This window comes from Metabacillus niabensis, from assembly GCF_902829255.1.
Taxonomy (GTDB): domain Bacteria; phylum Bacillota; class Bacilli; order Bacillales; family Bacillaceae; genus Metabacillus; species Metabacillus niabensis.
Genome location: NZ_CADEPK010000450.1, coordinates 1 through 13952 on the forward strand (window position 1 = coordinate 1; position 13952 = coordinate 13952).

General features: G+C 34.1%; 14 protein-coding genes. 2 read left to right on the forward strand and 12 right to left on the reverse strand.

Annotated features, from left to right (window positions below; genetic code table 11):
• From asnB to HU235_RS24340, 6 genes are all read right to left on the reverse strand, one after another.
• A partial coding sequence (gene asnB, locus HU235_RS24315) for an asparagine synthase (glutamine-hydrolyzing) (RefSeq protein ID WP_174881863.1) occupies positions 1-1871 on the reverse strand: 1871 nt, incomplete at its 3' end.
• A gap of 5 nt (positions 1872-1876) precedes the next feature.
• Entirely contained in the window at positions 1877-3283 is a 1407-nt protein-coding gene (locus HU235_RS24320) for a sensor histidine kinase (protein ID WP_174881864.1), read from the reverse strand.
• Complete coding sequence (locus HU235_RS24325; RefSeq protein WP_095302091.1) at positions 3280-3978, reverse strand: response regulator transcription factor; 699 nt, start codon at positions 3976-3978, stop codon at positions 3280-3282. The genes HU235_RS24320 and HU235_RS24325 overlap by 4 nt, the downstream gene beginning before the upstream one ends.
• A gap of 13 nt (positions 3979-3991) precedes the next feature.
• A complete protein-coding gene (locus tag HU235_RS24330) occupies positions 3992-5251 on the reverse strand; it encodes an FG-GAP repeat domain-containing protein (protein WP_145581862.1) in 1260 nt (419 codons plus the stop codon).
• Between the two features lie 459 nt (positions 5252-5710).
• Positions 5711-7459: a methyl-accepting chemotaxis protein gene (locus HU235_RS24335; protein WP_174881865.1), complete on the reverse strand. Its 1749-nt coding sequence runs from the start codon at positions 7457-7459 to the stop codon at positions 5711-5713.
• 383 nt (positions 7460-7842) lie between these two features.
• A complete protein-coding gene (locus HU235_RS24340; RefSeq protein ID WP_095302088.1) occupies positions 7843-8184 on the reverse strand; it encodes a DUF1801 domain-containing protein in 342 nt (113 codons plus the stop codon).
• A gap of 243 nt (positions 8185-8427) precedes the next feature.
• On the opposite strand from HU235_RS24340, the gene HU235_RS24345 reads away from it, so the two are divergent.
• Positions 8428-9045, forward strand: a complete 618-nt coding sequence (locus HU235_RS24345; protein ID WP_095302087.1) for a TetR/AcrR family transcriptional regulator — start codon at positions 8428-8430, stop codon at positions 9043-9045.
• Here the strand turns inward: HU235_RS24345 and HU235_RS24350 are convergent, their stop codons facing one another.
• The 4 genes from HU235_RS24350 to HU235_RS24365 form a co-directional block, all read right to left on the reverse strand.
• Positions 9046-9201 carry a hypothetical protein gene (locus HU235_RS24350; RefSeq protein WP_174881866.1) on the reverse strand — a complete coding sequence of 52 codons (156 nt, stop codon included), beginning with the start codon at positions 9199-9201 and terminating at the stop codon, positions 9046-9048. It lies immediately after the preceding gene.
• A 103-nt stretch (positions 9202-9304) separates the two neighbouring features.
• Entirely contained in the window at positions 9305-9757 is a 453-nt protein-coding gene (locus tag HU235_RS24355; RefSeq protein WP_174881867.1) for a DinB family protein, read from the reverse strand.
• Between the two features lie 167 nt (positions 9758-9924).
• Positions 9925-10464: an NADPH-dependent FMN reductase gene (locus HU235_RS24360; protein ID WP_095302085.1), complete on the reverse strand. Its 540-nt coding sequence runs from the start codon at positions 10462-10464 to the stop codon at positions 9925-9927.
• An 80-nt stretch (positions 10465-10544) separates the two neighbouring features.
• Entirely contained in the window at positions 10545-11165 is a 621-nt protein-coding gene (locus HU235_RS24365; protein ID WP_174881868.1) for a superoxide dismutase, read from the reverse strand.
• A gap of 219 nt (positions 11166-11384) precedes the next feature.
• On the opposite strand from HU235_RS24365, the gene HU235_RS24370 reads away from it, so the two are divergent.
• A complete protein-coding gene (locus HU235_RS24370) occupies positions 11385-12017 on the forward strand; it encodes a helix-turn-helix transcriptional regulator (RefSeq protein WP_095302083.1) in 633 nt (210 codons plus the stop codon).
• 263 nt (positions 12018-12280) lie between these two features.
• On the opposite strand, the gene HU235_RS24375 is transcribed toward HU235_RS24370, so the two are convergent.
• Together HU235_RS24375 and HU235_RS24380 are read right to left on the reverse strand one after the other, a co-directional pair.
• Positions 12281-12931: a FusB/FusC family EF-G-binding protein gene (locus HU235_RS24375; protein ID WP_174881869.1), complete on the reverse strand. Its 651-nt coding sequence runs from the start codon at positions 12929-12931 to the stop codon at positions 12281-12283.
• 223 nt (positions 12932-13154) lie between these two features.
• Complete coding sequence (locus HU235_RS24380) at positions 13155-13424, reverse strand: CD3324 family protein (RefSeq protein WP_095302123.1); 270 nt, start codon at positions 13422-13424, stop codon at positions 13155-13157.
• Positions 13425-13952 lie beyond the last annotated feature (528 nt).

The following is a 13952-nucleotide window of genomic DNA, read 5'->3' on the forward strand; positions in this document are numbered from 1 at the left end:
ATAGAAAGGTGATGAAAGTCGTATTTCTTTTCTATATAAACTTGATGCCATATCATAAAAATTAAAACTGTCCAGATTTTCCGGCTGTTATCATGTACTCCTCTTTGATGCTCTGATAATAAAAATAACAAATAATTCTTTTCAAATAAATGATCAGTTTGACTGTCAATAATTAATTGATAAGCCCAATCAAATAGCTCGTTTTGTAGCCAATATCTAATCGGAACCGGAAATCCTAATTTTTTGCGATTTAGCACAGAATCAGGAATTATTCCTTCCATTGCTTTTCTTAAAATATATTTTGTTTGTTGATTTGTAACTGTTTTATCATGACTAAGCTGTGACGCTACTTTATACACCTCTTTATCAAGGAATGGAACCCGTAGCTCTAAAGAATGCGCCATCGTCATTCTGTCTGCCTTAACAAGGATATCTCCACGCAACCATGTATGGATGTCAATGTATTGCATTTTTTGAATATCATGAAGGTGGTTGATCGATTGATAATATTCCTTTGTTACATTTGTATATGTCCATTCTCCTTGATAGTTTCGTAAGAGCTGACTTTTATCAAGTTCAGTGAATATCTTTGCATTTCCTATATATCTTTTTGAGAGGTTTGTTGTACCTCTTTCAATAAAGCTTTTTCCTTTAGCTCCATTAGGTAATTTACTTGCTAATGCAAGCCAGCCTTTCTTCATACCATTTGGGAAATGCTTAAAATATCTTAGCGAATGCGGTTCTTTGTAAATATTGTACCCTCCAAATAATTCATCTGCTCCTTCTCCAGAGAGAACAACTGTTACATGCTTCTTAGCTTCACGAGCAATAAAATACAACGGGACTAAAGCAGGATCCGCTACAGGTTCATCTAGATGCCAAACTATTTTAGGGAGTTCTTTAATAAACTCTTCGGGTGTTACGACATAATGAAGATTATCTACACCCAATTCGGCAGCTGTTTCCTGAGCCAATTCAATTTCACTATATCCCTTTCTTTTAAATCCAACTGTAAACGTTTTTATCCGTGGATGAATCTCACGCGCCAAAGCGACAATACTCGATGAGTCAATTCCTCCGGATAAAAAAGCACCAACTGGTACATCACTTCGTAAATGCATTGCAACTGAATCTCTTAATACATCTTGAATCTTTTTTACTTCTTGTGCAAATGGTTGATTTATCGGGCAAAAGGTAGGCTTATAAAAAGATTGAATAACCATTGGTCCTTCCAGTTTTTTTGTGAAAAAGCATCCTGGTTCTAGTCTCTTAATCTCTTTTGATAAAGTTTGAGGCTCTGGAACATATTGATAAGTCAAATAATGATGTAAAGATTCCAAATCCATATTACCGTTACCTTTTATAGCACTAACTATACTTTTCTTTTCCGAACTGCAATAAAATTCATCGTCAGTTTCAAAATAATAAAATGGCTTTATCCCAAAATGGTCTCTAGCACCGAATAATTCTTTTTTCTCCTGATCCCAAATTATAAAGCTAAACATACCGCGCAATTCATTAACAACTCGTTTTCCAATATCGCTGTATAAGGCTAAAATAACCTCTGTATCTGAATCAGTATGAAACTTATAGCCCTTTTTCTCTAATTCTTGTTTTAGCTCTAAATAGTTATAAATTTCTCCATTAAAGGTAATCCAATAACGATCATCATATGATAAAGGCTGTCTACCACTCTCAACATCAATAATACTTAATCTTCTGAAGCCTAAGTGAATATGATCATCAAAATAATAGCCCACATCATCTGGTCCACGATGGGTAATCATTGCCGTCATATCAACCGTTGTTAACCTTTTTTCAAGTGCATGTTCTTTAAGATTCGCACTCATATATCCAATAAACCCACACATGTGCTTTACCTCTTTCCATCGTTATCTATTTCTTCTACTAAATTCTTAACCAAAGGTAACTGAATGACAACGGTTGTTCCTTCTCCAAATTGACTAAGAACATCAATCATTCCACCGTGCTTTGTGATAATATTTCGAGTGATAGCTAATCCAAGTCCTGCGCCGATTGATTTTGAATCTACTTTATAAAAGGAATCCATAATATACCTTAGCTCTTCCTGCTTCATCCCAATTCCTTTATCACTGATTTCAAGCACAGCAAAATGATTTCTTTCATATAGATTTATTAGTATCTCACTATTCTTTTTTGAGAACTTAATTGCGTTATCCAATAAATTTAAAATTACTTGTCTCATTTTATCTCCATCAGCAAAAAGCCTAACTGGTACACTTTCTAGAACAATTGAAACATTTTTATCTTTTGCCCTTTTTTGAAGCTGTAATGTGACTTCATAAACAAGCCTATCAAAGTTTAATTCAACCTGGTTCAGAGTAATTCGATTTGACTCATACCTAGAAAAATCTAATAAATCTTCAACTAATTTCATCAGCCGCTCAGATTCACTCCGGATCATTCTCAAACCAAATTTTACCTCTTGTTCCGTTAAGTCTTCTGGCGACTCAATCGTTTCAACCCAACCTTTAATTCCTGTAAGTGGCGTTCTTAGCTCATGAGAAATCGAGGAAATGAAATCGGTCTTTAACCGATCCATCTTCACAATTTCATCAGCCATATAATTTAGTGTGTTTGACATTTCACCAAGCTCATGAGGGTATGTTTCTTTTATTCGTTTTTCAAATCGTCCCTTTGACAATTCACGTGTATGCTGAATAATTTCTTTAAATGGTCTTACAATTGAATCTGCGAGACGAAGACTTATAAGAAAGACAACGATTGCAACACCTACACAAATCATCATTCCAAATTTAAGGAAATGTTGAATCACTTCATCAACGTTTGCTAACGTCGATACATAGCGGAGCACCCCAACTACCTGGCCATCTAATATTAGTGGTATATAGACAGCAAGCACTTTCTCTCCTGTTTGTTGAATGACTTCCTTTTTATAAATTGTTTCATAGGAAAATACTTTTGGATCAATCGAATACGTTTTCTCTTCATAAAAACCAGATGAAGATTGAATAAGTTCTCCATCATTTGATAATAGTTGCAGTTCTGCTCGATTATATTGATAGCTTTTAATAATGAGGTCACTATAATCTTCTAAGCTACCATAATTGAACTCATTTCCCTTTTCCCAAATCGGATTAATCGCTTCAACATGATTACGAAACGTACCAGCAATTCCTTGATAATAATAATTTGTTAGGGCAAAGCCAAACACCGTCATGACTAAGCTTAAAGTCAATAGGATAATAATCATGAAATAAAGGATGACTTTGCGCTTCATACATCACCCATCCAAATATATCCTAGCCCCCACTCCGTACATAAATAGACTGGTGAAGAAGGATCAGCCTCGATTTTTTGACGAATCCGTCTAATGTTTACATCCACTACCTTTATATCTCCTACATAGTTTTTCCCCCATACCTCATCCAATAATTCATCTCTTGTATAGACACGATTTGGATGGCTCATTAGATAATGAAGAATCGAAAATTCAGTTGGAGTCAATTTTATTTCTCGTCCAGAACAGATTAATCGTTTCATATTCATTTCTAATTGAAAAGGACCGGAAATGAGCCTCCCATCGTTTTCCTTTGAAATTGAATGCTCGATTGTTAGTCTACGAAGCAGAGAAAAAATTCTAGCCTCAAGCTCGACTAAACTAAAAGGTTTATATAAGTAGTCATCTGCACCAATAATTAATCCCTCGACCTTATCCTTCTCCTGAGTTCGAGCCGTTAACATAATAATGCCGACTGTTTGATTGGTCTTTCTAATTTCTTGACATACTTCAAATCCGTCGATACCTGGGAGCATTAAATCAAGCAAAATAATATCAAAGTGCTCTCTATGGTATAGTCTTAATGCTTCCTCTCCAGTTTCTGCCTCCGTTACAAGATATCCTTTCTTTTTAAGATTTAAGCTGACGAAGCTACGTATTGATAACTCATCTTCAACAACAAGGATTTTATTCATGGACTTCCCTCTCTTAAAATTCATCTTCTAGCAAATGGAACTGTTTAAATGGAAACGAATCGTTTTCTTTCATTTCTGTATAAAAAATAGTATTTTGTGTTTCCTTTAAGACATGGCCAGAAGGTTCAACTGATTCACGTTTTCCCCATTTGACATCAAAAAGCAATTCATCATCTGAAACAGAGATTAATTGAATACCATTTTCAAGCTCTTTAACTGTAACCTTTCCATACCATTCTTCTGGAATTGTGATGTAAAATTTATGTTCTCTGTTCGTAAATCTCTCCTCAATCTTTTTTTCTTCACCATTTATTGAATAGGATGAATAGTATTCAATATATGGAATATTTGCAGACGCCTCTTCTTCCCAGCCTTTTGGGATATACATCTGACCTACTTCAATGACTCCATCATTATTAATATCTTTACTATACAGAGGGTAATCTTTAATAAACATGCCGGTAGTTCTTTCATCAACCTTTATCAACTTTCCCCCATCAATAGCTATGATTTCTGTCACCATTGAATGAGCTCCGACTCCTCCATCAATAAACAATGCCAGAGAACCATCATGTAATTTTCCACTCAATACATTCTCATGAAATGCATATTCATCTATATTTACACTTGAACTTACCTCTAGTTGACCATTCCTAAACCGAAGATGCTCTGCCTCCATAAATTCTCTTCTCTTCCCGTGAACTAAAAGAATATCTAAATTTTTATCACGATCATAATCCGCAATATCGATGATTTCATAGCCTTTATTTGCTAGCTGTGTAAGCCCTTCTGCATCCCATTGATAAATTATAAGCTCGTTCTCCGACTCAAAGTCAGACATTCCAAGTCCAATGACGATTTCTAATAGTCCATCATTGTCTAAATCATGAAAATTGAAATAATCAAGCTTAAAGTAATCAAATTCAATGTCCGAGATTTCTTTCCAGTCATTTTCAGTTTCTTGCAAAGAAAGAAGATGAACTTCACGCTTTTCCCCTAATCCTCTATATAATAGAAACGCTTCCTGGTTCCCATCACCATTAACATCAGCAATATAAATCGATTGTTTTTTATTAGCATTTTCTGGGACCAATAATTCACTATTAGAAGGTAGAAGTTCAAACGCTTTTTCACTTAATTGTATTTTCTGTTTTTTCTCCGGTTGTGGTGCTTCAATTAAAGCATTAGGAGATTCAACAAGCTGGCATCCGGATAACAACATACTACTCATAACGAAACCGAACATTAATGTTGATTTGCTTTTCTTTCTCATGGTGTACACTCCATTCATTTATACCAATTACTGCGCAAATTGGAATAACTTCATTATATAAGTCCGTCTCTATAAAAGAGTTACAAAAAAGTTACAATGTGAATTTTTTATCGATATATGTAATCATTTAACCTTAGTATTACATTCGAAATAGATATTGTGAAGCAACGCTAAGAAAATTAGAAGATTAAATAACGTAGAGTTAAAAACATTTAGAATATCAAACGAGGAGATGATGAGGTTTTTTTATTGATGACAGATTTCACTTGAGAATTGGTTGATTTTTTCACAAGGTTGACAATTTCTCAAGAAAGGTTGAGAGATTTGACTTACTCATTTGGGAAACCTAAAGCTTTTTTAGGCTCCTAAATCATTTTTACCGAATTTGATTTATAATTTTAGAAAAAATAAGGATCCCCCATCCAAAGGAGATCCTCATCATTTAGAAATTTAGTTCTGTTAAAATGAATACTTCTTAAGCAATTCATCTAATTGCTTGTTTAATTCTGTAAGATGTTCTGCGGATTTTGCTACATTTGAGATGGCACCGACTTGCTCTTCTACTGATGCTGTAATTTCTTCAATCGATGCTGCTGTTTGTTGGGAAACACTTGATGCATTTTGAACAGCGATTGTGATGTTTTGATTTTCATTTGTGATTTGTAATAGTTCTTCATTTAATGCTTCAATTTCACTAATTGTTTGACTAATTGCAGTGTTAATAAGATTAAATTCCATCTCGGTTTCTTTTACGGCTTGATTTAATTGCTGTGAATGGACAGTCGTATTCTCCATCGTTTCTACTGTCTTTACAGTTTCTTTTTCAATCCCAGCTATCATATCCTGAATTTGTTTAGTCGCAAAATTAGATTGCTCTGCTAGCTTTCGAACCTCACTAGCAACAACAGCAAAACCTTTCCCATGCTCACCCGCTCGTGCAGCTTCAATACTAGCATTCAATGCTAAAAGATTTGTTTCTGCTGCAATACTTTCTATTGTAGCTGTAATTTTAAAAATGTCGCCTATTTTAGTGGATAATCCCTTTATCCCAATACTAATTTGCTCAAAAGCCTTTATAGAATCATCGTTTGTTTGGAGTAACTTTTGTACGATTTTCTTTCCTTGCCCGGCTGCTTTAACAGAATCTAATGATCTTTCCTTAATTGCATTTCCTTGTACATTCATTGTTTCAATTAATTGATTTAATTGCTCAACCCTTTGATTTGTATCATCTAAATCTGTTGCTTGGGAAATGGTTCCGTTAGAGATTTCCGATATTGCACGACCGATTTCTTCACTACTTGCAGATGTTTCCTCAGATACTGCTGATAACTCAGTTGCGGAATCAAGCAAATGATTGCTCGTTTGATGCAGATTTTGTAGTAACTCACTCAGTTGCGATGTCATTCGATTAAATGCATAGCCTAATTGACCAATTTCATCTTTTGATTCAGGTAATGTTACTTTTTCAATTCGACCTTGCGATATATTAATAGCTTCATTTGTCGCATCAACAAGTAAATTCACTTTCCTTTTTGTTAAAAAATAAAAGCTAGCAAGACTAATAACCGCTATCATTGCAGTAATGACAATAATCAAGATCTTTAGTTCCTGAAGTTTACTATAAAACTCATCCTCGTAAACAGCAATTCCAATTGAAAGATCCCATGGCTTAAAGTGTGTCATATATGCAATTTTATTTTTCACTTCCCCAGTCTCATCATTTTTATCAGCGTATACAACATAATGTTGATCTGGAGATTTTGCTTTTGCTCCTTCGACCATTTTCTCCCGATTCTTTGTATCAGTTGGGATGGAACCCACTTCATTCGATGGATGGATTTGTGCTGAATAGTCTGGCCCATAGCCAAGAATATAGCCGCTATCCTTATATAAAAATGCAGATTTCTTAAAATCATATCCCCCGTCTCCTGTTAGCTTTGGTCCATTTAATAATACCCTTGCCTTTTCCTTTGCATCCTCAAGAGTTAGTTTCTCATTTTCAACTTGTTCATTTAATACCGATAAAGTAACAGATGCTCCTTCTACAATATACTTTAGCTCTGCCTTCCCTTCATCAATTAATAGTTTTTTTGCGATTGAATAGCTTGTAAAACCAATAATTGATGATGTAATAAGAATAATGATACTAACTAAAAATAGTAATTTTGTTGATACGCTGTTCCAATTTAGTTTTCGTTGTTTCATAGTTTTACCCCCTTCTTTTATTGTTTAGAAAATAAAAATAACGGTTAAATCAAAAAAATCTATATAGTTACTATATCGACTACATTCGACAATTATTTACATTACCTTTACGAAATTCCACTTTTTACATTATTTTTCCTATTATTTACCTCTAAACAAAAAAAGCATCTATTAAGGCACGCTCCTTAATAGATGCTTTTTTTGTAAAAAGATTTAACAATCGCAAATCCATTGCTTCATTATCATAATTAATTTCTCAGTAAAAATAATTAGCTATTCCTCATTTAGTAAATTTTTAAAACTTACTTCTTCTCCATTACTGCAAAGTAGTTATCCTCACCACTAAAAAGTGCGGATCGTAATGTTATTATTATCTTTACCATTTACAATGAGTGCGAAGCTAACGTTACCCATGAAAAAAGCTGGTCAAAATCAACAACTTGATCCTTTTTAAGCTTAACCGTTTTTCTTTCAGGTGGACCATCAAACATATCTTCTGGTAATGCCAGCCCTTGAGTGTTAAAGATTGTAAAGCTTACAGCATCCTTCGAAGTTGAGATAACAGCAGCATATTTACCATTTTTCAAGAAATGCGGTTTCTTATATTGGATCCGTTCGACAACATCTGGGATTGCTTTATGAACAACATCTCGAAGGTGAGTACAAATTTTAGCCTGCCATGATAATTTCACTGTTTCAATGAATTCGGTTACATCTGGATTCATAGCTAAAAACTCCTTTCTTATTTAAGAAGAGGCTCACTGATTATTAACTTGCCATGTTACCCATTTTTGTCGTTAACCTCTCCAAGCCCTTTGTCGCTTTTACTTTAGAAAAGGTAAATTATATAATGAATGTAAAATACAACTTACCTAAAGTCAAGTTATATTTTACATCATATTCAGTTAAACTTGACTTTCATATTAGGAATCTCTAACATATTCTCTATCGAGGAGATGGTGAATCACATGGGTGAAATTCGAAATGCCGAGCGAACACGAAAAAATATTTTACAGGCAGCAAGAGAAGAATTTTTTGAAAAGGGCTATACTGGGACGAGAATCGAATCGATAGCAAAACGCGCAGGTGTAAATAAACAGTTAATCTACCATTACTTTAAAGGAAAAAATGAACTAATTGATGAGACAATCAAGCATTTTATTACACAATTACCCTCAGAAAATTTCACATTACCGGCAAATCCTGCTCATATCGCAGAATTCCGCTATAAAATAAATCAGGAACACTTAATGGATTTTTTGAAATTTACTGCATGGGAAGCTGTCGAAAAATTACCTGATAGCATAAAGGGAGAAAAGCAAAGGAAAAAGATTCTAGATTCCTATAATGAGGATATGAAATCAAAACAGGAGATGGGATTAGTACCAAAGGATTTAGATCCAACTCTTATTACTTTGATGATGTCTAGCTTAACAATTTATCCTCTATTGTATGGAGAAGTTACACGGATGATTACAGGACTACATCCCGACGATCCGATGTTTCAGGAAAAATGGACGAAATTCCTTCGTGAAATTAGCGAACGAATCTTTCATACAAAATCCTCCTCAAATACTTTGGAGTAATTATCCTTTTCTCTTATATGCTCTTCTTTCAGCATACTCTGAACAAGGTAAACATACTAGAAGCTTTTTACCATTATCATCGATGTACGTACGTAATGGGCTAATCTTCCTTTTACATATACTACATTTTTTATTAAAAATGCGTAACAATGGCATATCCAAGTCCTCCTTTAGGACATTTACGATTTTTCCTTCAATAAGTCTTTGCAAAATTGTGTACGATAAGCGATTGAAGCATGTTCAATCGCTTATCCTAATTTTAACGAAAAAAAGGAACTTCCGTAACCCCCACTAAACGCGCATAAAGAAATAGCTGACCTTTATGATGAATTTCATGATCATACATTGCCAGCAAATAATTTCGCTTTGGTCCTTGAAGCCTAGGATGTGAAGCATTGTTCTCTATATGTAATTCCTCATCTGTTATAGATTCAAAAGTAGTTTTTGTTTTTTCAGTAAATCGGCTTACAACATCACGAACATCCTTCATCGTTCTACATGGAGGGATATCAGGTGAAGTGAATTCTTCTGTTTTCACCATCGAAACAAAAACGTCATTCCAGCCTGCAATATGCAAAGCAAGTTCACCAAGTGTCATAGCATCATCCCATGGTTTAAAATCGATATGTTTATCATCGATCTTCGCTAATAATCCTTCAAGTACTGTGCGATGCTGAAGCCATTCATTCATCATTTGTATTGCCTGACTCATTTTTTACTACCTCCTATTAGACCATGATGAATATACATTTCTCTATTAGATAGGTAGTTTCCTTTTTTTAGAAGTTAAATTTTCAATACATTCCTTATATTTAAATAGATTGAATGTCCCAAGTAACTATCTTTGCTATTTAGGACACTTATTTAGAAAAACGTATTCTATTCAACTTCTAAACTTCTCTTCAATAAAACCAACTCTTCAGCTAATTTCTTGATTCTCTGCTTAACATCAACATCGATTATTTCATTATCCTCATCAAATTGATCATTATGGATAAATACATTACCAGTAGGAACAGTCCCTTTTAGATAAGTAAGAATCGGCTTTAATTGATATTCTGGTACTAGAAAGTGCTTTTCGGTTCCACCAGTAGTGATCATTCCTGTTACTTTAGATTTAAATGCATCAATCGGTAAATGATCTAACAGATTTTTTAAAGCACCAGTTATTGAGGCTTGATAAATTGGGGTACCAAAAAGGAGAACATCTGCAGCTAAAATCGTATTTACTACCTTTATCGTATCATCATTATAATAGCTTAACGGTGTCCCTTTCACAAATTCAACATCATACTCCTTTAGGTCAACAAGCTCTACTTGTATATCTGAAGCGATATTTTTCGCAGCAGTCAATACTTCATAGACCGCCTTTGACGTTTTTGAGCCAATTAGTGACCCTGAAACACCAACGAGTTTCATAACATTTCCTCCTAAACGTTTATCAATTTGTAAAAAGGGCCAGACCCCATCATTTGGTGTCAGACCCTTATGAACCTCGCTTATTTTACAAGGTTTTCGAATTTTTCTGCTACTACATCCCAGTTGATGATATTAAAGAAGCTTGCAATATAATCAGGTCGTCTATTTTGGTAATTTAAGTAGTATGCATGCTCCCAAACGTCTAAGCCAAGGATTGCTTGCTTTCCTTCCATAATTGGATTATCTTGATTTGCCGTGCTAGTAACTTGAAGTTTCCCCTCACCATCAACAATCAACCATGCCCAACCTGAACCGAAGCGTGTAGTTGCAGCTGTAGAGAATTGTTGCTTAAACTCGTCAAAGCTTCCAAATGCTTCATTAATAGCTGAATCTAGCTTACCAGTTGGTGCTTTATTATTTGAACCAGGGGCAATCACTTCCCAAAATAATGAATGGTTTAAATGACCGCCTCCATTGTTTCTAACGGCTGTTCTAATTTGTTCTGGAACTGCATCTAAATTCGCTAATAGATCTTCTAACGATTTTTCTTGTAATTCAACTGCTCCTTCAAGTGCAGCATTTAAATTATTTACATATGTTTGATGATGTTTTCCATAATGAATTTCCATCGTTTTTTGGTCAATATGTGGCTCCAATGCGTTAAAATCATAAGGTAAAGCTGGTAAAGAATAAGTTGACATAATAAAAATCCTCCAATTCTTTTTATACTTTATAGTATAAATAGTATATATAAAGAATATCCGATTCTAACTGGAAAATCAATGCAATTGCTTAAAAAAAAAATAAATTATTTTGAAAAATTTATCCAACTCTTCTCTCTCCAAACATTTTATACTTTATGGTATAATTATTTATTACTTAAAATACTTTCTCCACATTCTTATTTTGGAGGTGAACATATGAATCATTCACAATCAAGCACGAAGGACCGTATTCTTCAATTACTGAAAAAAGAAGTTTCGTTAACTGTTAATGAATTAACAGATCATTTAGATATCACACATATGGCTGTTAGAAAACATCTAATAGGTCTTGAAAAAGATGGTCTCATCAAAACAAAGGAAGTAAAGCAACCGATGGGGAGACCATTACAAACATACTCCTTATCAGATAAAGCAGAGGAATATTTCCCTAAAAACTATGAAGGAATTAGCTTAGAGTTTCTTCATGATATTAAAGAAATACATGGGGAAGAAGTTGTTCAGCAATTATTTAAAAAAAGAGAAGCACGTCTTATAGATGAATATTCACAAAGAGTTCAACGAAAGGATTCAGCAACAGAGAAACTTCAGGAAATCGTCAGTATCCAAAACGAAAAAGGCTATATGGCTGACCTAGCAAAAATTGATGATGACACGTACGAAATCACAGAATACAATTGTCCAATCTTATCTGTTGCTAAAGATTTCAAGATTGCATGCAAATGTGAGACAGATATGTTCAAACAAGTACTCGGTATCGAGCAGATTAATCGAACATGCTGTCGAACAGAAGGGGATAATCATTGTAAATTTTTATTAAAGTTCGGTTAATTGTTTGTATAAACGTGAGTCTCCTCAGAAGGAGAGTATCTTATCATGAAGGAGACTCACATGTATTAGTTCCTGAATTAGAAAATCACCTAATGTAGCGTAAAATTGTTCAAATATCAAAGCTTTCGTAAAAAAAAGGGCGGTCCTCTTTCAAGCATAGAAATTAAGGATTTAACATTATGTTATTAAATCTTATTTTCTCTGTCTGAATGGACTGGCCCTTTTTGTTTAGCTTTTTGTACTCAAAATATGATGTGAAGAATTCACATTCCTAATGACTCCTTTATAACAGCTGTTAAATATTCACCATTTGTTATGTTTTTATTGCATTCACCACTGTCTGAGCAAATAAGATTTCCAATGGACTTGTAATAATCCGGGTTTTTCGTTTTTTTTGTTTTTACTATGGTGGAAAAATAAGCAATCTCACTCAAAGAATTGCAGATAGAACAAATATTTTTTTTATTTGTCGGTGTAAATTTACATTCAATGCCGACCATTTTTCCATCTACTTCGTACACGATAAACTTTTTGTTGGATCTTAGATCATTCCAGCTTAAATACGTTAGCTTGTTATGATCTATGTTTGCTAAATCAGGCAGCTTTAATTTCTTATTTTTCGGAAACATTTTTTTCAGTTGCTGCTCGGTGATTTTAGGAAAGGGTAGCAAAAAAGATGCAATCCGATCAATAAATTGCTCATACTCTTCATCTGTCTTTAATCTAGAAAGATCTAATATTTCTTGCTGCTCCAATGATGAATTTGGAATAAGATCCATAATCTTAGCATTAGCTAAATCGATTTCAGCTGCCAAAATACTAGGTGGTACATTTTTCTTGGCAGTATCTTTAATAATAGCAATTTGTTTTTTAATAAAATTGAACTGTTCATTTTTAATAAATTTATCTGTCATAACATAACTCTCCTATCATGCTAACATCTCTTTACGTTTATTTTAATGAATGCAGCAAGCTTCTAAAATGGAGAAAATGACTTAGAAACGTTTTTTACATAAACGAAGGGTGACTCAAAAGGGTCTGACCCCTCAATCACCAATATATAGACTGACCACATCTTAATTCTATATATTGTGTTTGACGGGTCTGAACCTCTCGTTTTGAGCCACCCTCGTTGTTCTACTTTTTATGTGAATAAACAATTTTCTTAATAGTTTCCGTTGAAAGATAATATTCCTTAGCAAGCTGCTGAATACTAGTACCACTACAAAAGGATTTTTTTATCGCAGCATTCCGATGATCAAGCAGTTGTCTCCCGCCACTTGAAGTTCCCCACTTCCGATACTCCGTCTCTTGCTTAGGAATGTAAAGGGTTTCCCCCTGAACATATTTTTGGATTTCCACAATTAGCTTTTCGGGTAAAACTTTCGTTGCATTAATATATTTCAATTTTGCCCGCCCCTTATTTGATTTTTTAAATAAGGTGCAAAGCCAAAATATTAGAAAAGCTTGTTCAGCGATAAGATTAAATGTTTCGCCCCATGCAAAGTATCGCCTTTCCAATAATAGGCTTTGCATGAGTGGAAGAAGACCTAGACAATCTTAAATGATTCTCCATCTGTAAGCACCCCCTTTAATTACCCATTATAGCGAAATCCTCTATTCAATTGAACCGATTTCTACTTGTTTTTCATGTGTTTCGGAGAGGCTTCACTTGTTAAAAATATATATTTGCTACACGTTCGAACCTCAAAATAGAATGTTTCCAAGCTTCTATTCCTCTATTGAATAGGAGAAAACGTCAACGATTTTTATTCGCTGGTCAACTTGCTGTTTTTTACAATATTTCACTCATATGCTATTCAATCAACTTATCACTCTAAAGCTACTCGACGTCAATCTAAGGTAAAAGCACGATCTACTGTGAAGGTAGTAAGGTTATCAATATTGAGCTTAATCTACATTGAGGTAATTAGT

Bases quoted from the DNA above. Each gene is read 5' to 3' on its own strand.
- HU235_RS24320 (WP_174881864.1), bottom strand. From the start codon at position 3,283: ATGAAGCGCAAAGTCATCCTTTATTTCATGATTATTATCCTATTGACT.
- HU235_RS24325 (WP_095302091.1), bottom strand. From the start codon at position 3,978: ATGAATAAAATCCTTGTTGTTGAAGATGAGTTATCAATACGTAGCTTC.
- HU235_RS24330 (WP_145581862.1), bottom strand. From the start codon at position 5,251: ATGAGAAAGAAAAGCAAATCAACATTAATGTTCGGTTTCGTTATGAGT.
- HU235_RS24335 (WP_174881865.1), bottom strand. From the start codon at position 7,459: ATGAAACAACGAAAACTAAATTGGAACAGCGTATCAACAAAATTACTA.
- HU235_RS24340 (WP_095302088.1), bottom strand. From the start codon at position 8,184: ATGAATCCAGATGTAACCGAATTCATTGAAACAGTGAAATTATCATGG.
- HU235_RS24345 (WP_095302087.1), top strand. From the start codon at position 8,428: ATGGGTGAAATTCGAAATGCCGAGCGAACACGAAAAAATATTTTACAG.
- HU235_RS24350 (WP_174881866.1), bottom strand. From the start codon at position 9,201: ATGCCATTGTTACGCATTTTTAATAAAAAATGTAGTATATGTAAAAGG.
- HU235_RS24355 (WP_174881867.1), bottom strand. From the start codon at position 9,757: ATGAGTCAGGCAATACAAATGATGAATGAATGGCTTCAGCATCGCACA.
- HU235_RS24360 (WP_095302085.1), bottom strand. From the start codon at position 10,464: ATGAAACTCGTTGGTGTTTCAGGGTCACTAATTGGCTCAAAAACGTCA.
- HU235_RS24365 (WP_174881868.1), bottom strand. From the start codon at position 11,165: ATGTCAACTTATTCTTTACCAGCTTTACCTTATGATTTTAACGCATTG.
- HU235_RS24370 (WP_095302083.1), top strand. From the start codon at position 11,385: ATGAATCATTCACAATCAAGCACGAAGGACCGTATTCTTCAATTACTG.
- HU235_RS24375 (WP_174881869.1), bottom strand. From the start codon at position 12,931: ATGACAGATAAATTTATTAAAAATGAACAGTTCAATTTTATTAAAAAA.